The organism is Modestobacter italicus (assembly GCF_000306785.1).
GTDB classification, from domain to species: Bacteria; Actinomycetota; Actinomycetes; order Mycobacteriales; family Geodermatophilaceae; genus Modestobacter; species Modestobacter italicus.
Window position 1 is genome coordinate 4,728,540 of record NC_017955.1, and the last position, 17,872, is coordinate 4,746,411.

Genomic DNA, 17,872 nt, shown 5'->3' on the forward strand with positions numbered 1-17,872 from the left:
CCGTGCGCACGGTCCCGCTGGAGGTGGGGGCCGGTTGCGGCTGAGCGGTCACGATCGGGCCTTCCTGGAGGTGGGAGAGGTCATGCGGCGGCGGACGACGGTGGCCACGGTGGCGCCGAGCGCGGCGCCGGAGACGACGTCACTGGGGTAGTGCACACCCAGCAGCACCCGGGAGACCAGCATCGCGCCGGTGGCGGTGGCCATGACCGGTGCACCCAGCATGGGTGCGAAGCCGACGGCGGCCGCGGCGGTCGAGGTGCTGTGCGCGCTGGGGAAGGAGAGCCGGCTGGGCGTGGAGACCAGCGCCGGCACGTCCTCGAGGGCGGGGCGCACCCGCCGCACCACCCGCTTGACGACCACGCCGGCGGCGTGGGCGGCCACGACACCGACGGTGCCGGCGACCCACTCCTCGCGCCGGCGGCCGGAGAGCCAGCCGACGGCACCGAGGGCGATCCAGCCGAGGGCGTGCTCACCGAAGTGGGACATCCCCTGGGCGACCGGGACGGCGGGGGTCTCCCCGAGGGCGCGGCGTGTGGAACGGAGCACAGCGTGATCGAGGCGGATCAGGCCGGTACCGCGGGCAGCAGTCATCGGGGGCTGACTCTAATCGGGGTGGCAGCCCCGGCGCGGGAGCGTGGCGGACCGGTCCGGCTTCAGCTGTCACTCTGTCCCCGTGCCCCCCTCTTCCCCCAGGACACCCGCAGCCCTGCTCACCGAGGCCCTCCGCCGGGACGCCGCGGCGCCGCTGGTGACCTACTACGACGACTCCTCCGGCGAACGGGTGGAGCTGTCGGCCACCACGCTGGCGAACTGGGTCGCCAAGACCGCCAACCTGCTGCAGGAGGAGTTCGACGTCGGGCCGGGCAGCGTGGTCGCGGTGGCGCTGCCGGTGCACTGGCAGACCGCCGCGGTGCTGCTGGGCACCTGGAGCTGCGGCGCCGCGGTGCTGGACACCGCCGGGGAGGACGACGACCGGTTCGCCGAGGCCGACGTCGTGCTGGCCGCCGCCGACCGGCTGCCGCCGCTGGAGGAGCAGGGCCTGCCCGAGCTGATGGGCCTGTCGCTGCACCCGATGGGCCTGGGCATGGCCGGCTACGTCGGCCCGGCCCGCGACTTCGCCCTGGAGGTGCGCGGGCACGGCGACGTCTTCAGCCCGTGGCAGCCGGTCGACCCCGGCCGCCCGGGGCTGGTCCTGGCCACCGGCGAGCTGACCCTGGGTGGGCTCGTCGAGGCGGCGGCCGAGCTGGCCGGCCGGCTGGGCATCGTGGCCGGCGACCGGGTGCTCGTCGACGAGCGGACGGCGCTGGAGGCCGGGCCGGTGGCCTGGCTGCTCGCCCCGCTGGTCGCCGGCGCCTCGCTGGTGCTCTCCCGGGCCGCCGTCGCCTCCGGGCTGGCGCACCGCGCAGAGGTCGAGCGGGTCACCGCTACGCTCGGTCTCACGCTCGACGGGGTACGCGAGCTGGGCCGCCCCGCCTGACCCACTCCGCCCAGCACCGATGGACGGTGGTCAGCAGTGGACAAGGTCGTCTCCAGCACCCGCGAGGCCGTGTCGGACATCCCCGACGGCGCGACCCTCGCCGTCGGCGGGTTCGGGCTCTGCGGGGTGCCGGTCGCGCTCATCGACGCGCTGCTCGAGCAGGGCACCCGCGGGCTCACCACGATCTCGAACAACTGCGGGGTCGACGACCAGGCCCTGGGCGTGCTGCTCTACGCCGGCCGGATCGTGAAGACGATCAGCTCGTTCGTCGGCGGCAACAAGGAGCTGGCGCGGCTGTACCTCACCGGTCAGATGGAGGTCGAGCTGACCCCGCAGGGCACGCTGGCCGAGCGGCTGCGCGCCGGCGGCACCGGCATCCCCGCCTTCTACACCCCCACCGGCGTCGGCACGCTGGTCGCCGACGGCGGCATCCCGGTGCGCTACGACGCCGAGGGCACCGTGGTGGCCACCAGCCCGCCGAAGGAGGTCCGCGAGTTCGGCGGCCGCCAGTACGTGCTGGAGACCGCGCTCACCGCCGACTTCGGGCTGGTCCGGGCCGCGGTCGGCGACCGGCACGGCAACCTGGTCTTCCACGAGTCCGCCCGCAACTTCAACCCGCTGGCCGGCATGGCCGGGCGGGTCACCGTGGCCGAGGTCGAGCAGCTCGTCGAGCCCGGCGAGATCCGCCCCGAGGACGTCCACCTCCCCGGGGTGTACGTGCAGCGCGTCGTCGAGGTCGGCGCCGAGGGCAAGAAGATCGAGTTCCGCACCACCCGCCCCCGCCCGAGCGCGTCCACGCCCGCGGCGGCCGGCACCGAGACGACGGAGGCCTGACCATGGCGCTCACCCGCAACGAGCTCGCCGCCCGCGCCGCGCAGGAGCTGGAGGACGGCCAGTACGTCAACCTCGGCATCGGGATGCCGACGCTGGTGCCGAACTACGTGCCCGAGGGCGTGCACGTGGTGCTGCACAGCGAGAACGGCATCCTCGGCGTCGGGCCCTACCCGTTCGAGGGCGAGGAGGACGCCGACCTGATCAACGCCGGCAAGGAGACCGTGACGATCCTGCCCGGCGCGAGCTTCTTCGACTCCTCCGCGTCCTTCGGCATGATCCGCAGCGGCGCGCTCGACCTCGCCATCCTCGGTGCGATGCAGGTCAACCCCCGCGGCGACCTCGCCAACTGGCTCATCCCCGGCAAGATGGTCAACGGCATGGGCGGCGCGATGGACCTGGTCCAGGGCGCCAAGCGGGTGATCCTGATGATGGAGCACGTCGCCCGCGACGGGTCGGCCAAGATCGTCGAGGAGTGCACCCTGCCGCTGACCGGCAAGGCGTGCGTCGACCGGGTGATCACCGACCTGGCGGTCATCGACGTCACCGACACCGGGCTGGTGCTCCGCGAGGTGGCCCCCGGTGTCACGGTCGACGAGGTCGTCGCTGCCACCGGTGCACCGCTGCAGGTCGACGGCGACGTCCCGACGATGACCCTGCCAGCAGCCGCTTGACGAAGGACCCCCCTGCCCCCCACGCCTCGCACGCTCGGCGCGGGCCCCTGCAGGGGGGCCGTCCACGACGCAGGGACGAGGGCCGGTGACCTTCTCCGTCATCGCCCGGGACGCCACCACGGGCGACCTGGGCATCGCCGTCTCCTCCTGCATCCTCGCGGTCGGCCGCGCGGTGCCGACCGTGCGTCCCGGGGTCGGTGTCATCGCCGTCCAGGCGCGCAGTCGGCGGGGGCTGGGGACGGCGCTGCTGGCCGGGCTGGCCGAGGGCCGCTCACCGCAGGAGCTGGTGCGGCACGCCTCGCACGCCGCGGAGGACGTCGACCGGCAGATCGCCGTGCTGGACGCCACCGGGCAGGTCGCCGCCGACACCGGCCGCGGGTCGCTGCCGGCCAGCGGTCACCTGCTCGGTGAGGGGTTCAGCGTGCAGGGCAACATGCTGGCCTCCCCCGACGTGCTGCCGGCGATGTCGGCCGCCTACGCCGCGGCGGGCGGCTCGCTCGCCGACCGGCTGCTCGCCGCGCTGACCGCGGGCCAGGACGCCGGCGGCGACCTGCGCGGCCGGCAGTCCGCCGCCCTGCAGGTGGTCACCGGCCACCCGGCCACCGCCGACGACGACGGCGTGCGGGTGGACCTGCGGGTCGACGACTCCGGAGACCCGGTGGCGCAGCTGCGGATGCTGCGCAACCTGCAGCGCGCCTACGACGAGCGCGACTACGAGACCCTCGCCGTCTTCGCCCCCGAGGGCGCCCGCGACCTGTACGCGGCGCTGGCCGCCTCCCGCCGCGGTGACCGGGCGGCGGCGCGCACCGCACTCGAGGCGGTGCGCACCCGGCCGGGCTGGTCGACGTGGCTGGCCTCGATGGCCGGGGACGCACGGCTGTCGGCGGTCTCCCAGCTGCTCGACTGAGCCGGGCTCAGTACCCGAGCCGGTGCAGCGCGGCCGCGAGGTCGTCGGACAGCTGGGCGTAGCCCGCGTCGTTGGGGTGGAGGCCGTCGGCGAAGAGCCCGTCCGGCGGGGTCAGCCAGCCACCGGCGACCGGGTCGATGTAGGGCAGCCCGGCCGCGCTGGCCGCCGCCGCCAGCGCGTCCCGCAGCGCGAGGACCGCCCCGGCGTCGACGTCGGGCGGGGACAGCGGCCCGAGGACGACCAGCCGGGCCGCCGGCAGGGCGGTGTGCAGCGCCGCGTACAGGTCCGTCGCCGCGGCCTGGACCAGCCTCGGTCGCTCGCCGACGTCGTTGGTGCTGCCCTGGACCACGACGACGTCGGGGTCGGCGGCCACCACCCCGGCGATCCGGTCCCCGAACACGGTCTGGCCCGGTGTGGTGCTCGGGTTGCGGTACCCGGTGCCGGACTCCCCCTGCGCGTAGGCCACCCAGCCGAGCTCGGCCGCCGTCCGGGCCACGTAGCCGGTGCCGCCCACTCCCACGGTGTAGGAGTCGCCGAGGAAGACCACGGTGGGGTCCTCGGCGGGAGCAGGGGTCGGCGCCCCCGACGTCCCGGGTGCCACCGGTGCCGAGGAGCCGGACGGGCCGGCGACGGGCGGGCCGGACGGGGAGCTGCTGCACCCGGCTGAGGTGAGGAGCGTCCCCAGGAGGAGGACGAGGAGGAGCCGGCGCACCGGAGGAGTATCCGTGGCCGCCCGCCGTCGCCGCGGGAACGGGCGGGGTGCGGCGCCCCACACGACCGGACTCACAGCCTCCGGACAGCGACCAGCCGCCGCACCGGGCGCGCACAGGGAGTGGGCCGCTTGGGGTGCCGGTGACTGCCGGGACTGCCGAGATCGGGTGGTCGGCCCCGCGACCGTGTCCTGCACCGGGCCGACCTCGGCGGCCCGCACGATGCGGAGGTGGCCGTTGCGGTCACCGACCGGCCGGAACCACCCCCAGCACCAGTCTCCGAGGTGACAGTGTTCTCCAACCCCCGTCGATGGCTCGTGGCCGTCAGCGTGGCCACCGCAGCCGTCGGGCTCTCCGCGTGCGGGGGCGGGGGCGAGCAGCAGACCCCGGCTGCCGCGTCGACGGCCGCGCCGACGACCGCGCCGCCGACGACGACCGCACCCGTCACCGGTGCGCCGAGCCCCTCGAGCGACGAGGTCGTCTCGACCGGGACCCCGGTGGACACCGAGCCCCCGACCTCCGTGGCGACCGACCCGCCGGTGACCGCCGACCCCGGCCCGGACGTCGCGGTGCAGATCACCTACAGCGGGTGGGACGCCGGCACCCAGTCCGTGGAGGTCGACGGCTACGTCGCCGACGTCGCCGAGTCCGGTGGCACCTGCACCCTCACCCTGACCCAGGGCGCCAACTCCGTCACCGCCAGCGTGCCGGCGAACCGGGAGCCGAGCGTCACCTCGTGCAGCGGCGCGCGGATCGGCCGGGCGCAGCTCTCCCCCGGCACGTGGTCCGCCGTGCTCAGCTACGACTCCGCCACCTCGCGCGGCGCCTCGAGCCCGGCCCAGGTCGCCGTCCCGTGATCCGTGCCCTGATCCGGCTGGCGACCGTCCTGGCCGTGCTGGCCGCGGCGCTGCTCGTGCCCGCGGCCGGCGACAGCCCGGTGTCCAGCGCGCAGGCCGCCGACGCCACCCTCTTCGACGCCGGCAACATCATCTCCGACGGCGTCTTCTTCGACGGCCTGTCCATGGACGCGGCAGCGGTGCAGACGTTCCTGACCGCCAAGGGCGCGTCCTGCACCGACGGCCAGAAGCCGTGCCTGAAGAACTACCGCCAGGACACCGCCGACCAGCCCGCGGACGCCTACTGCGCCGGCTACCGGCGCGGGGCGGCGGAGACGGCCGCCACGATCATCGCCAAGGTCGGCGCCTCCTGCGGCATCAACCCGCGGGTCCTGCTCGTGCTGCTGCAGAAGGAGCAGGGGCTCATCACCACGAAGAGCCCCACCACCTACGCGTACACGAACGCGACCGGGTTCGGCTGCCCGGACACGGCGGCCTGCGACCCCGCCTTCTCCGGCATCGTCAGCCAGCTCTACTTCGCCGCCCGCCAGTTCCAGCGCTACGCGGCCGGCGCGGCGGGCTCGTACCGGGCCGGGCGGGAGAACACCATCGCCTACGCCCCGGCGACGAAGGGCTACGACAACATCGGCAACGCCCGGTGCGGGACCTCCCAGGTCTACATCGCCAACAAGGCGACCGCCGGGCTGTACAGCTACACGCCCTACCGGCCCAACGCCGCGGCGCTGGCCGCCGGGTACGGCACCGGGGACAGCTGCTCGACCTACGGCAACCGGAACTTCTACCTCTACTACACCGACTGGTTCGGCTCGACCCAGTCGCCGGGCGGCGAGGCCATCCTGGCGCGGGCCTCGGCGCCCGGCGCGAGCACGACGCTGGGCGCCGCGACGTCCGGGGTCCGGTGCGGGCTGGCCGCCGGCGGCTGCTACCAGAGCTACCAGAAGGCCAGCATCTACTGGTCGCCGGCGACCGGCGCGCAGGTCGTCCGCGGCGCCATCTTCGGCCGCTGGGGCGCCTCGGGCTGGGAGGGCGGCCTGCTGGGCTACCCCACCGGCGAGGAGTGGTGCGGCCTGACCGGCGGCGGGTGCTTCCAGCCCTTCCAGGGCGCGTCGATCTACTACTCGCCCACCGCCGGCACGCACGCGGTCGGCGGCGCCATCGGCGCGAAGTGGGCGGCGCAGGACTGGGAGAAGGGGCCGATGGGCTACCCGACCTCGGACGAGACCTGCGGCCTGACCGGCGGCGGCTGCTTCCAGGCCTTCCAGGGCGCCCGGGTCTACTGGTCCCCGGCCACCGCCGCCCGGACCGTGACCGACCCCGTCTACGCCACGTGGGCCGCCACGAAGTGGGAGACCGGGCCGCTGGGCTACCCGACCGGGGACACCACGTGCGGGCTGGCCGACAGCGGCTGCTCACAGACCTTCCAGAACGGCTCGGTCTACTTCTCGGCCAGCACCGGCGGACACGTCCTCAGCGGCGCCGTCCTGACCAAGTGGACGGCGACCAAGGCGCAGCAGGGGCCGCTGGGCTACCCGACCAACGACACCACCTGCGGCCTGGCCAACGGCGGTTGCTACCAGCAGTTCCAGAAGGGGTCGATCTACGCGACGCCGTCCACGGGTGCGCACACCGTGACCGGGCCCGTGCTGGACCGCTGGGCCGCCAGCCGGTGGGAGACCGGCCCGCTGGGCTACCCGACCACCGACACCACCTGCCAGGCCGACGGCGGCTGCACGCAGGACTTCCAGTACGGCGCGATCACCTGGACGTCGACGGTCGGGGCGCACCCGGTGACCGGCGCCTTCCGCGACCGGTGGGTGGCCGCCGGCCGGCAGACCGGCGCGCTCGGCTACCCGACCAACGACCAGGCGTGCGGGCTGGCCCGGGGCGGCTGCTACCAGCTCTTCCAGGACGGCGGCGTCTACTCCTCGGCGTCCACCGCGGCCGCGTCCGTCTCCGGCGACGTCTGGGACAAGTGGTCGGCGCTGCGGTGGGAGAACGGCCCGCTGGGCTACCCGACCCGCAGCACCACCTGCGGGCTGGCCGACGACGGCTGCTTCCAGACCTTCGAGGGCGGCTCGGTCTACTCCGCCAGCACCAGCAAGGGCCCGCACACCATCTGGGGGTCGATCTACACCACCTGGGCGGCGTCGTCCTGGGAGCGCGGGGTGCTGGGCTACCCGACCGGCGACGAGGTCTGCGGGCTGACCGACGGTGGCTGCTCGCAGCAGTTCGAGAACGGCGCCGTCTACTGGTCGCCGTCCTCGGGCGCCCGGATCGTCACCGGTGCCATCGGCGGGGCGTGGACCGGCGCGGGCGCGGACAAGGGGGCGCTGGGCTACCCGCTCGCCAACCAGGTGTGCGGGCTGGTCGAGGGCGGCTGCTACCAGCAGTTCCAGCGCGGCTCGGTGTACTGGACCGACGCGACCGGCGCGCACGCCGTCTCCGGCGCGATCCTGTCCACCTGGGGCGCGGGCGGCTGGGAGCGCGGGACGCTGGGCTACCCGACCGCGGACGCGGTGACCACCGCCACGGAGATCACCCAGCAGTTCCAGCGCGGCACCCTGGTGCAGAACCGGTCGACCGGGGCGGTCAGCCGCCGCTGACCCCAGCACCGCCGACGACGACGGTCCGGGCCCTGCTGACCGCGGGGACCCGGACCGTCGTCGTCCTGCGTACGACCGACCCCGAACCGGGTCCGGCGGGGGTTCCCCGGGGGCCTGCCCGGCACACGCGCGCCGCTCAGCGCCGAGCGGTCAGCGCCCCTGCCAGCGCCGAGCCGACCGAGGTCGTGCCGCTCACCCAGATGGGCCGGGCGTGGTCGGGCCAGCGGACCCGGGCCAGCCCCATGCTCGCGGCGTGCAGGAGGTCGGTGCCGGCGCCGGCCAGCACCACCCCGCGGGTCGGGCGCACCAGCGTCAGCAGGTGCTGGGCCACCAGCCGGGCGCCGAGCACCCGGACGATCCAGGCGTCCGGCTCGGGCCCGCCGCCGCAGACCAGCCGCGTCACGTCGCCCGGCCGCAGCAGCATCGCCGCACCCCACAACCCGAACGGGACGGCGACCAGCCGGGTGACCCGGCTGCCCGTGCTGCGGACGCGACGTGCGCTCATGCCCTGTCCCTGCTGTGGGGTGTGCCGGTGCGGACCGCCCGAGCGGGTGGGTCCACGGTCCTGGAGCTACCCGGGCGCCGACCACCGACACCCGTCCCGCGGGGTCAGCGGCGGCGCAGCGAGGCGTCGGTGAGCGAGGGCGGCTGGTAGCCGGCGTCGTCGGCCCGGATGTTCGTGCCCGGCGGGACGATGGCGTCGATCGCGTCCAGCAGCTCGTCGGAGAGGACGACGTCGGCGGCCGACAGCTGGCTGGTCAGCTGGTCCATGGTCCGCGGTCCGATGATCGCCGAGGTCACCCCCGGGTGCCGCAGGGTGAAGGCGATCGCCAGCTCCACCAGGCTCAGCCCGTGCTGTTCGGCGAGCCCGGCCAGCGCGTCGGCGGCGTCGAGCTTGCGCTGGTTGACCGGGTCGGACAGGTCGTAGCGGGCGCCCATCCGGCCGGCCCGGCTGCTCTGCGGTGCGTCCTGGCCCGTGCGCCACTTGCCCGACAGCCAGCCCCCGGCCAGCGGGCTCCACACCAGGGTGCCCATGCCGTACTGCTGGCAGACCGGCAGCACCTCGGTCTCGATGCCGCGGACCAGCAGCGAGTACGGCGGCTGCTCGGTGACGAAGCGGCCGCTGCGCCGTTCCCGCGCCGCCCACTGCGCCTGCACGATCTGCGACGCCGGGAAGGTCGAGGAGCCGAAGTAGCGGATCTTGCCGGCCCGCTGCAGGTCGGTGAGCGCGTCCAGGGTCTCCTCGACGTCGGTGTCCGGCGCGGGGCGGTGGATCTGGTAGAGGTCGATCCAGTCGGTCTGCAGCCGGCGCAGGCTGCTCTCCACCTCCTGCACCAGCCAGCGGCGGCTGTTGCCCCGCTGGTTGGGGTCCTCCCCCATCGGCCCGTGCGCCTTGGTGGCCAGCACGACGTGCTCGCGGCGCCCGCCGGCCAGCGCCTTGCCGACGATCTCCTCCGACTCGCCCTGCGAGTACACGTCCGCGGTGTCGAGGAAGTTGATCCCCGCGTCCAGCGCGGTGTGGATGATCCGGACCGAGTCCTCGTGGTCGGTGTTGCCCCAGGCGCCGAACATCATCGCGCCGAGGCACAGCGGGCTGACCTGGACGCCGGTACGGCCGAGTGTGCGCATCTCCATGGGGTCCCGGTGTCCACCCGGTGTCCGGCGCAACCATCGCGCGCGGCGGCACCGGGTCAGCCGGAGTGGACGACGTGCTCGTGCTCCCGGTGGTCGTCGTCCTGGCGCTGGTCGTCCTCGCGCTCCTCGCGCCGGTCGCGGCGCCAGTCGAGGACCCCGATGACCAGCGCGGCCAGCGCACCGCGACCGCCAGCGAGGCCGCGGCCGCCACCGGGTAGTCGTCGTCGGTGCTGCTCAGCACCAGGTAGAACAGGCCCGGCAGCGCCGCGGTCCCGATCGCGCCGCCGAAGCGCTGGAAGGTCTGCAGCGCGCCACCGGCGGAGCCGGCCATCCGCACCGGGACGTCGCGCAGGGTCAGGGTCACGTTGGGCGAGATGACGAACCCGCCGCCGATGCCGCCGAGCAGCAGGGTGGGGGCGATGGCCCAGCCGGTCGCCTCCGGCGGGACGGTGGCGATGACCACCGCCGTCCCGGCCAGCCCCACCGCCACCCCGGTCAGGCCGAAGACGGTCAGCGCCCGGCCGAACCGCCCGACCAGCCGCCCGGCGACCACGGCCGCCGACGCCGAGCCGAGCGCGAACGGCGTGACCGCCAGTCCGGACTGCAGCGGCGTCCAGCCCAGCCCGGTCTGGAAGAACAGCGCGAAGGTCAGCCAGATCCCGCTGAAGCCGATGAAGTACACCGTGCCGAGCGCGACCCCCGGCGCGTAGCCGCGGGTCCTGGTGACCAGCCGCGGGTCGAAGACCGGCTCCTTGCCGTGGGCGACCACCCACCGCTCCCACAGCACGAAGCCGGCCAGCAGGGCCGCGCCGATCGGGAACAGCCACCACAGCCGGCGCAGCCCGCCGGACTCGGCCTGCACCAGCGGCAGCAGCAGGGCCAGGGCGCCGGCGCCGAGCAGCAGCACGCCCGGGACGTCGATCCGCCCGTGCCCGCGCGAGCTGCGGCGCGGCAGCAGCCGGACGGCGAGCACGAACGCCACCACCCCGATCGGCACGTTGACGTAGAAGATCCACCGCCAGCCGTTCGGGCCCGACGCGAGGGCGAGCAGCAGCCCGCCCACCACCGGGCCGACCGCGGTCGAGATGCCGACGGTCGCCCCGAAGAACCCGAAGGCCCGCCCGCGCTCGGCACCGCGGAACAGCTGCTGGATCAGCGCGGAGTTCTGCGGCGCCAGGCAGCCGGCCGCCACCCCCTGCAGCAGCCGGGCGGCGACCAGCAGCTCGGCCGAGGGCGCCGCCCCGGCGGCCGCGCTGCACACCACGAAGGCGACCAGCCCGATGAGGAACATCCGGCGGCGGCCGAAGGCGTCACCGAGCCGGCCGGCGGGGACCAGCGCGATGCCGAACGTCAGCGCGTAGCCCGACACCACCCACTGCACGGTCGACGGCGAGGCCCCCAGGTCGGTCTGCAGCGAGGGCAGCGCGACCGACACGATGCTGACGTCGAGCAGGGTCATGAACCCGACGACGAGGGTCACCCAGAGGGCACGCCACCGGCGGGGGTCGGCGCCCTCCTCGTCCCCGGCCGGCGCGTCGGGGTCGGCGGCGGTGGGCTCGGCCGTCACGCCAGCCGGACCGGCCCGGCGTCGATCGCGGTGCGGAACAGCGCGTAGGGCGTGCGCCGCTCGTCCCTGCCGCCGCGGTACTTGTCCTGCCGGTACAGCTGGTTCGCCGTGACGTACAGGTGACCGTCGGCGGCCACCGACATGGTGTCCGGCCACAGCAGCCGCGGATCGTGGACGACGGTCTCCCACTCCCCCGCCGGCGTGCGCCGGTGGATCGCGTTGTGCTCGCCGTCGGTGACGTAGATCCGGCCCTGGTCGTCGGTCTCCAGGCCGTCGCTCACGCAGCCCTTGTCGCCCTCGTCGACGACGGTGGCCGCCACCGCCTCGTCGTCCACCGACCGGTCGGTGAGCGCGTCGACCGAGACGCTGTACCAGCGCCGCCCGGCCATCGGGCACCAGAACAGCCGGCTGCCGTCGGCGGTGATCGCGATGCCGTCGGCGCCCATGCAGATCGGCGAGGTGCTGCCGTCCTCGGCGCGCTCGATGAACTCCTGGCCCTCGACCACCATCCGCAGGTCCGGCGGGGTGACCGCCTTGGTGGCCGGGTGCTCGTGCAGCCGTCGCCAGCTCTGCCCCGACGCGAGGTCGACCACGATGATCCCGTTCGGGCCCTGGTCGGAGGAGTCGGTGATGTACGCCGTCCCCGCCTCGCCGCGGCGCAGGTCGAACCGCACGTCGTTGAGGTAGGTGGTCGGCAGCGCGACGTCGGTCGGGAAGAGGATCGTCTGCACGACGGTGTCGGTGGTCAGGTCGACGCAGACGAGCTTCGGGCCGCCGTGCTCGGTGGGCTGGAACAGCGGGCTGCCGGTGTCCAGCAGCCACAGCCGGTCGGCCGGGTCGACGACGATGCTCTGCACCGACACCAGCCGCTCCGGGTCGGCGTCCGAGCGGTTGTCGTTGAGCGCCTGGCTCGGGAAGGCGACCATCTCGCCGTCCCGCAGCTCGCCGACGGTGAACCCGACCTCGTCACCCCACTTGGGGTAGCAGAGGAAGACCCGCCCGGTGTGCGAGACGCTCACCCCGGTCGGCATGGCGTCGTGGAACAGGTGCACGACCTCCAGCTCACCGAGGGCCTCGTCGCTGATCGGGGCGCTCACGCGGCGCGACCGGGGTCGCCGGGCTGGAGAGGGTGCTGCAGGGCCACGGGGCCGCTCCTCGGGGCTGACGTGGGCGCGCCTGTTCTCGGCGCACGTCGTACGGGGTCCGGCCGCGTCCTACCCGGTGGTGTCCGGCGCAACCGGGTCACTGCCGAGGTCCGGGGCTCAGCCCGTCTGGCCGGTGTCGCCGTGGGCCGCGCCGACCGGCTTGGACTCCGGCGACCCGCGCTGGCGCAGGTACACGGCGAAGATCGCCATCGACCCGACCGCGAGCATCTCGGACTGCCAGTTCTGGAAGGTGCGGCTCCAGAAGTCGGCGTGCCCGAGGTAGCCGAGCCAGCTGACCGGGTCCTGGTGGCTGGTGAGCTGCTCGGCGTTGAAGGCCGCCCAGCCCGCGATCGACATCGCCGCCCAGGTGAGCAGGAAGATCCCGCCCATCAGCAGGCCCAGGGACCGGGAGAACAGCGCCGTCCGTGAGCCGCCCGCCGCCGCCCAGGCCGGCGACCCGGGCCCGGCGTGCCGGCCGACGAGCTGGTCCTCGTCGCTCTCCGGCCCGACCTGGTCCTCCTCCTTCGACTCCGGGGAGCCCCGCTGCACCAGCCAGACGGTGGCGAAGACGTAGAGGGAGAACTGCAGGTACTCCGACTGCCAGTTCTCCATCGTGTCCACGGCGAACGACGACGACGTGAGGTACCGGCCCAGCGAGACCGCGGCCAGCCCCTCGCTCTCCCGCCGCTCGTTGAACTCGGCGACACCCGCGAGCGCCTGTCCGACCAGCGAGCCGAGGAACAGCACCCCGAAGGCCAGGCTGAGCCCGTTGTCCCGGAGGAAGCGGCGCACCGGTCAGCGCCCCAGCAGCCCGAGGACGACGCAGTACGTGACGCCCAGGACGACCACCGCGAGGTAGCCGAGGAACACCGCTCGCACGCCCTTCACGAGGCCTCCAGCTGGCAGACGTAGGGAGCGTCCGGCTGCGGCTGGCAGCCACCGGCGCTGACCTGCCACCCGCGCGGGGTGAGGGTGAGGAACAGCGTGTCGTCGGTCAGGTGCACCAGGGCGTCCTCGCCCCACACCTCGACCGACACGACCGCGCCGCTGCCCAGCGGCAGCTGCCCGACGGCCTGGGCGCAGGGCTGCTGCTCCTCGCGCTCCAGCGTCTGGACAGTGCTCGCCGCGGTCATCGCGCAGCGTGCTGCCGGGTCCCCCGCCGCGAAGGCACCGGCGACGTCCCGGACCTCGGACGTGGACAGGCTCGAGCAGGCGGCGAGGGCAGCAGCGACCGGCAGCAGCAGGACTGCGCGCCGGCCGACCATGATCAGATCTTCGTCCCGCGACCGCGGCCCAGCCACCCGTAGATGACTTCCGGGCCGCGCGGGAGTCCCCACCGGACACCGAACGCCGGATCCGGAGGACACCATGGCCCAGCTCGTCTACGGGATGATCACCTCGCTCGACGGCTACACCTCAGCGGCCGAGGGCGACCTCGGCACGGGCGCCGAGGACGAGGAGGTGCACACCTACATCGGCGACCGTTTCCGCTCTGTCGGCACGTTCCTCTACGGCCGGCGGATGTACGAGACGATGGTCTTCTGGGAGACCGCGCACACCCTGCCCGACGTGCCGCCGCACATCGAGCAGTACGCCCGCGACTGGCAGGCCGCGGAGAAGGTCGTGTACTCCACGACGCTGGGGTCGGTGTCCAGCGAGCGGACCAGGATCGAGCGCAGTTTCGACCCGGACGCGGTGCGCGCGCTCAAGGCCGGGGCCGACCACGACCTCAGCATCGACGGCCCGCACCTCGCCGCCCAGGCGATCGCCGCCGGTCTGGTGGACGAGTACCACCTGTTCCGCACCACGAGCGTGGTCGGCGGCGGCACGCGGTTCTTCCCGGACAGCGTGCGGCTGGACCTGGAGCTGGTCGAGCAGCGCGCGTTCGCCAGCGGGCTGGTCCACAGCCACTACCGGCCCCGCCGGTGACGGCTACTTCAGCAGGCTCCGGGCGATCACCATGCGCTGCACCTGGTTGGTGCCCTCGTAGATCTGGGTGATCTTGGCGTCGCGCATCATCCGCTCGACCGGGAAGTCCTGGGTGTACCCGGCCCCGCCGAACAGCTGGACGGCGTCGGTGGTGACCTGCATGGCGACGTCCGAGGCGAACGCCTTGGCCGAGGCGGAGACCATGGTGAGGTCCGGGCCGCCGGTCTCGCCGCGGGCGGCGGCGACGTAGACCAGGTGGCGGGCCGCCTCGATCTTCATCGCCATGTCGGCGAGCATGAACTGCACGCCCTGGAAGTCCGAGACGGCCGAGCCGAACTGGCGGCGGTCCTTGGTGTAGGCGATCGCGGCGTCCAGCGCGCCCTGCGCCACGCCGACGGCCTGGGCGCCGATGGTCGGCCGGGTGAAGTCCAGCGTGCGCAGCGCGGTCTTGAACCCGGTGCCCGGCTCACCGACGATCCGGTCGGCCGGGATGGTGCAGTCGGTGAAGTAGAGCTCGCAGGTCGGCGAGCCCTTGATGCCCATCTTCTTCTCCTTGGGGCCGACGGCGAAGCCCGGGTCGTCGCGGTGGACGACGAAGGCGGAGATGCCGTTGGCGCCCTTCTCCGGGTCGGTGACCGCCATGACGGTGAACCACTCGGAGACGCTGGCGTTGGTGATCCACGCCTTGGTGCCGTTGAGCACCCAGCTGTCGCCCTCGCGCCGGGCGCGGGTGCGCATGGACGCCGCGTCCGAGCCGGCCTCGCGCTCGGACAGGCCGTAGCTGATCATCGCGTCGCCGGCGGCGATGGAGGGCAGCACCTTCTGCTTGAGGTCCTCCGACGCGGAGAGGATGACCGGCACCGAGCCGAGCTTGTTGACCGCGGGGATCAGCGAGGCGCTGACGTCGACCCGGGCCACCTCCTCGATGACGATGCAGGTGGCGATCGCGTCCGCGCCCTCGCCGCCGTAGGCCTCGGGGATGTGCGTGGCGTGGAAGCCCGCCGCGGTGAGCGCCTTCTGCGCCTCGACCGGGTAGCGGGAGTCGGCGTCCACCTCCGCGGCCCAGGGGGCGATCTCCCGCTCGGCGATCTCGCGGACCGCCTCCCGGATCGCCTCGTGCTCGTCGGTCAGCGCGTACAGGCCAGCGTTGTTACCCACGGGTAGATGCTAGGCCGAGGTCGCGCGGTCCGGAAGCCGCCTCACCCTCCCGGCGGGGTGTCGAGGCGGTCCTGCAGCGCGTCGTCCCGCGCCAGCACCGACTCGGCCAGGTCGGCCTGGAAGCGGGTGACCGCCGCGCGCAGCCGGTCGTCCCCGGCGGCGAGGATGCGGACCGCCAGCAGCCCGGCGTTGCGCCCCCCGCCGATGGAGACGGTGGCCACCGGCACCCCGGCCGGCATCTGCACGATCGACAGCAAGCTGTCCAGTCCGTCGAGCCGGTCGAGCGGCCGCGGGACGCCGATCACCGGCAGCGGGGTGGCGGCGGCGATCATGCCCGGCAGGTGCGCTGCTCCCCCGGCGCCGGCGATCACCACCCGCAGACCGCGGTCGGCGGCGCTCTCGGCGTAGTCCAGCATCCGCCGCGGGGTGCGGTGCGCGGAGACGACGTGCGCCTCGAACGGGACGTCGAACTCCCGCAGCGCCTGGGCGGCGGGCTCCATCATCGGCCAGTCCGAGTCGCTGCCCATCACGATGCCGACGACGGGGGTCTCGCTCATCCGGTCAGTGCTCCTCGTCGAAGGCGAACGCAGGGTCCACCACGCCGTCGGCCAGGTACCGGGCGGCGGCGACCGCCCGGGCGCGCACCTCGGCCAGGTCCTCGCCGAGCGCGGTGACGTGCCCGAGCTTGCGGCCGCGGCGCTGGCCCTTGCCGTACCAGTGCAGCTTCACGTCGGGCCAGTGCGCCATCAGGTGGTGCACCCGCTCGTCGAGCGACGGCCCGGCCCAGTCGGCGTCGGCCGTGGCCCCGCCGAGCACGTTGGCCATGACGACGACCGGGGCGGTCATCGCGGTGGAGCCCAGCGGGTAGTCCAGGACGGCGCGCACGTGTTGCTCGAACTGGCTGGTCCGGGCGCCCTCGATGGTCCAGTGCCCGGAGTTGTGCGGCCGCATGGCCAGCTCGTTGACGACGATGCCCTCGGCGGTCTGGAACAGCTCGACGGCGAGCATGCCGACCACGCCGAGCCGGTCGGCGATCCGGACGGCCAGCTCCTGGGCGGCGGTGGCGAGCTCGTCGGACAGGCCGGGGGCCGGGGCGTAGACCTCGTTGCACACGCCGTCGCGCTGCACGGTCTCCACCACCGGCCAGACGGCGACCTGGCCGAACGGCGAGCGGGCGACCTGCGCGGCGAGCTCGCGCGCCATCGGCACCCGCTCCTCGGCCAGCAGCGTCCCGTGCTGCTCGAGCAGGTCGGCGGCCTCGTCCGGCCCGTCGATGACGAACACGCCCTTGCCGTCGTAGCCGCCGCGCGGCGTCTTGAGCACGACCGGCCAGCCGACCTCGTCGGCGAAGGTGGCGACCTGGTGCACGGTGGACACCTCGGCCCAGGCCGGCTGCGGCTCCCCCGCTTCGGCGAGCGCCCGGCGCAGCACCAGTTTGTCCTGCGCGTGGACCAGGGCCGCGGGGCCGGGGGCGACCCGGTGGCCGGCAGCCTCCAGCGCGCGCAGGTGCTCGGTGGGCACGTGCTCGTGGTCGAAGGTGACCACCGTGGCGCCCTCGGCGAGGCGGCGCAGGTCGGCCAGCTCGCGGTGGTCGCCGAGCTGGACGTCGGCGGCGACCAGGGCCGCGGACTCGGTGGGGTCGGCGGCGAGCACCCGCAGCGACTGCCCGAGGGCGATCGCCGCCTGGTGGGTCATCCGGGAGAGCTGGCCGCCGCCGACCATCGCCACGACGGGGAGTCCGGTCGTCGGCTGGAGCGGCGCGTTCATGCTGATGAGCCTAGTGACGGCGCTGGCGCAGGCTCGCCCGCGCTCCGGAGGGCCCGGTCGGGCGCGGTGGCGCGGCCGGATCGCCGTGGGCTCCTTACCATCGGCGGGTGCCCTCAGTCCTGGACCCCGCCCGCCGGGTGCACTCCCGGTTCAGCGTCGTCCTCAAGGAGCTGAGCGCCTTCGGGGTGGTCGGTGCCGCCTGCTTCGTGCTCGACATCGGGCTGTTCCAGCTGCTCTACGCGCACCTGTCGGTGGGTGCGGTGACGGCCAAGCTGGTGACCACCCTGGTCTCGATGACGGTGGCGTTCTTCGCGCACCGGCACTGGTCGTTCGCGCACCGCGCCCGGACCGGGGTGCGCCGGGAGTACTCGCTGTTCGCGCTGATCAACGGGACGACGCTGCTGCTGGGGCTGGCGGTGGTGGCCGTGGTCCGCTACCCGCTCGGGCAGGACAGCGCGCTTGTGCTGCAGATCGCCAACGTGGTGTCGATCGTGCTGTGCTCGGCGCTGCGGTACTTCTCCTACAAGCAGTGGGTGTTCCCCGCGCAGACGGCACCAGCCGGCGGCGCCGCCCCGGTCGAGGACGGCGACGCCCGCATCGTCGCCTGACCTC

Annotated in this window: 19 protein-coding genes and 1 pseudogene; 9 read left to right on the forward strand and 11 right to left on the reverse strand. The window is 74.2% G+C overall.

Features of this window, described 5'->3' with window-relative positions:
- Positions 1–48: 48 nt before the first annotated feature.
- Positions 49–546: a phosphatase PAP2 family protein gene (locus tag MODMU_RS22360; protein WP_197537360.1), complete on the reverse strand. Its 498-nt coding sequence runs from the start codon at positions 544–546 to the stop codon at positions 49–51.
- Positions 547–673: 127 nt separating this feature from the next.
- Here MODMU_RS22360 and MODMU_RS22365 point away from each other — a divergent pair, with 127 nt between their 5' ends.
- The 4 genes from MODMU_RS22365 to MODMU_RS22380 all read left to right on the forward strand — a co-directional run bounded on the left by MODMU_RS22365 (position 674) and on the right by MODMU_RS22380 (position 3,889).
- A complete protein-coding gene (locus MODMU_RS22365; RefSeq protein ID WP_014742669.1) occupies positions 674–1,477 on the forward strand; it encodes a TIGR03089 family protein in 804 nt (267 codons plus the stop codon).
- Between the two features lie 36 nt (positions 1,478–1,513).
- Positions 1,514–2,311, forward strand: coding sequence for a CoA transferase subunit A (locus MODMU_RS22370; protein WP_014742670.1), 798 nt, complete (start codon positions 1,514–1,516; stop codon positions 2,309–2,311).
- A 2-nt stretch (positions 2,312–2,313) separates the two neighbouring features.
- The gene (locus MODMU_RS22375) at positions 2,314–2,982 is read left to right on the forward strand and encodes a CoA transferase subunit B (RefSeq protein ID WP_014742671.1); all 669 of its coding nucleotides are present in this window, start codon (positions 2,314–2,316) and stop codon (positions 2,980–2,982) included.
- Between the two features lie 85 nt (positions 2,983–3,067).
- Entirely contained in the window at positions 3,068–3,889 is an 822-nt protein-coding gene (locus tag MODMU_RS22380; protein WP_014742672.1) for a DUF1028 domain-containing protein, read from the forward strand.
- A gap of 7 nt (positions 3,890–3,896) precedes the next feature.
- Here MODMU_RS22380 and MODMU_RS28760 read toward each other — a convergent pair whose 3' ends face one another.
- On the reverse strand, positions 3,897–4,601 hold the full coding sequence (locus MODMU_RS28760) for an SGNH/GDSL hydrolase family protein (protein WP_166503577.1): 705 nt from the start codon (positions 4,599–4,601) through the stop codon (positions 3,897–3,899).
- A 327-nt stretch (positions 4,602–4,928) separates the two neighbouring features.
- Here MODMU_RS28760 and MODMU_RS22390 point away from each other — a divergent pair, with 327 nt between their 5' ends.
- A complete protein-coding gene (locus MODMU_RS22390; RefSeq protein ID WP_166503578.1) occupies positions 4,929–5,456 on the forward strand; it encodes a hypothetical protein in 528 nt (175 codons plus the stop codon).
- Entirely contained in the window at positions 5,453–8,059 is a 2,607-nt protein-coding gene (locus MODMU_RS22400; protein ID WP_014742675.1) for an LGFP repeat-containing protein, read from the forward strand. The genes MODMU_RS22390 and MODMU_RS22400 overlap by 4 nt, the downstream gene beginning before the upstream one ends.
- 136 nt (positions 8,060–8,195) lie before the next feature.
- Here the strand turns inward: MODMU_RS22400 and MODMU_RS22405 are convergent, their stop codons facing one another.
- Both MODMU_RS22405 and MODMU_RS22410 read right to left on the reverse strand, forming a co-directional pair.
- The gene (locus tag MODMU_RS22405; RefSeq protein ID WP_014742676.1) at positions 8,196–8,564 is read right to left on the reverse strand and encodes a hypothetical protein; all 369 of its coding nucleotides are present in this window, start codon (positions 8,562–8,564) and stop codon (positions 8,196–8,198) included.
- Positions 8,565–8,668: 104 nt separating this feature from the next.
- Positions 8,669–9,694, reverse strand: coding sequence for an aldo/keto reductase (locus MODMU_RS22410; protein ID WP_014742678.1), 1,026 nt, complete (start codon positions 9,692–9,694; stop codon positions 8,669–8,671).
- 20 nt (positions 9,695–9,714) lie between these two features.
- Between MODMU_RS22410 and MODMU_RS28765 the strand changes: the two genes are divergently transcribed.
- On the forward strand, positions 9,715–9,912 hold the full coding sequence (locus MODMU_RS28765; RefSeq protein ID WP_166503579.1) for a hypothetical protein: 198 nt from the start codon (positions 9,715–9,717) through the stop codon (positions 9,910–9,912).
- Positions 9,913–10,022: 110 nt separating this feature from the next.
- Here MODMU_RS28765 and MODMU_RS27965 read toward each other — a convergent pair.
- The 4 genes and pseudogenes from MODMU_RS27965 to MODMU_RS22440 all read right to left on the reverse strand — a co-directional run.
- Positions 10,023–11,153: pseudogene (locus MODMU_RS27965) on the reverse strand (MFS transporter); the annotation flags it as partial.
- A 104-nt stretch (positions 11,154–11,257) separates the two neighbouring features.
- Positions 11,258–12,358, reverse strand: a complete 1,101-nt coding sequence (locus tag MODMU_RS22430) for an L-dopachrome tautomerase-related protein (RefSeq protein ID WP_014742679.1) — start codon at positions 12,356–12,358, stop codon at positions 11,258–11,260.
- A 165-nt stretch (positions 12,359–12,523) separates the two neighbouring features.
- Positions 12,524–13,198, reverse strand: coding sequence for a DUF6766 family protein (locus tag MODMU_RS22435; protein ID WP_014742680.1), 675 nt, complete (start codon positions 13,196–13,198; stop codon positions 12,524–12,526).
- A gap of 92 nt (positions 13,199–13,290) precedes the next feature.
- Positions 13,291–13,671, reverse strand: coding sequence for a hypothetical protein (locus MODMU_RS22440; protein WP_014742681.1), 381 nt, complete (start codon positions 13,669–13,671; stop codon positions 13,291–13,293).
- Positions 13,672–13,774: 103 nt separating this feature from the next.
- On the opposite strand from MODMU_RS22440, the gene MODMU_RS22445 reads away from it, so the two are divergent.
- Positions 13,775–14,335: a dihydrofolate reductase family protein gene (locus tag MODMU_RS22445; RefSeq protein ID WP_014742682.1), complete on the forward strand. Its 561-nt coding sequence runs from the start codon at positions 13,775–13,777 to the stop codon at positions 14,333–14,335.
- A gap of 3 nt (positions 14,336–14,338) precedes the next feature.
- On the opposite strand, the gene MODMU_RS22450 is transcribed toward MODMU_RS22445, so the two are convergent.
- From MODMU_RS22450 to MODMU_RS22460, 3 genes are read right to left on the reverse strand one after another with little or no spacing between them, the layout of a single operon-like run.
- Entirely contained in the window at positions 14,339–15,493 is a 1,155-nt protein-coding gene (locus tag MODMU_RS22450; protein WP_014742683.1) for an acyl-CoA dehydrogenase family protein, read from the reverse strand.
- Positions 15,494–15,534: 41 nt separating this feature from the next.
- Complete coding sequence (gene purE, locus MODMU_RS22455; protein ID WP_014742684.1) at positions 15,535–16,050, reverse strand: 5-(carboxyamino)imidazole ribonucleotide mutase; 516 nt, start codon at positions 16,048–16,050, stop codon at positions 15,535–15,537.
- Between the two features lie 4 nt (positions 16,051–16,054).
- Positions 16,055–17,260: a 5-(carboxyamino)imidazole ribonucleotide synthase gene (locus MODMU_RS22460; protein ID WP_014742685.1), complete on the reverse strand. Its 1,206-nt coding sequence runs from the start codon at positions 17,258–17,260 to the stop codon at positions 16,055–16,057.
- Positions 17,261–17,367: 107 nt separating this feature from the next.
- Between MODMU_RS22460 and MODMU_RS22465 the strand changes: the two genes are divergently transcribed.
- Positions 17,368–17,868 carry a GtrA family protein gene (locus tag MODMU_RS22465; RefSeq protein ID WP_014742686.1) on the forward strand — a complete coding sequence of 167 codons (501 nt, stop codon included), beginning with the start codon at positions 17,368–17,370 and terminating at the stop codon, positions 17,866–17,868.
- The last annotated feature ends 4 nt before the right edge of the window (positions 17,869–17,872 follow it).

What these genes read in the sequence shown, in the direction of transcription:
- MODMU_RS22375 (WP_014742671.1), top strand. Translation starts at nt 2,314, where the DNA reads ATGGCGCTCACCCGCAACGAGCTCGCCGCCCGCGCCGCGCAGGAGCTG.
- MODMU_RS22405 (WP_014742676.1), bottom strand. Translation starts at nt 8,564, where the DNA reads ATGAGCGCACGTCGCGTCCGCAGCACGGGCAGCCGGGTCACCCGGCTG.
- MODMU_RS22410 (WP_014742678.1), bottom strand. Translation starts at nt 9,694, where the DNA reads ATGGAGATGCGCACACTCGGCCGTACCGGCGTCCAGGTCAGCCCGCTG.
- MODMU_RS22440 (WP_014742681.1), bottom strand. Translation starts at nt 13,671, where the DNA reads ATGGTCGGCCGGCGCGCAGTCCTGCTGCTGCCGGTCGCTGCTGCCCTC.
- MODMU_RS22445 (WP_014742682.1), top strand. Translation starts at nt 13,775, where the DNA reads ATGGCCCAGCTCGTCTACGGGATGATCACCTCGCTCGACGGCTACACC.
- purE (WP_014742684.1), bottom strand. Translation starts at nt 16,050, where the DNA reads ATGAGCGAGACCCCCGTCGTCGGCATCGTGATGGGCAGCGACTCGGAC.
- MODMU_RS22460 (WP_014742685.1), bottom strand. Translation starts at nt 17,260, where the DNA reads ATGAACGCGCCGCTCCAGCCGACGACCGGACTCCCCGTCGTGGCGATG.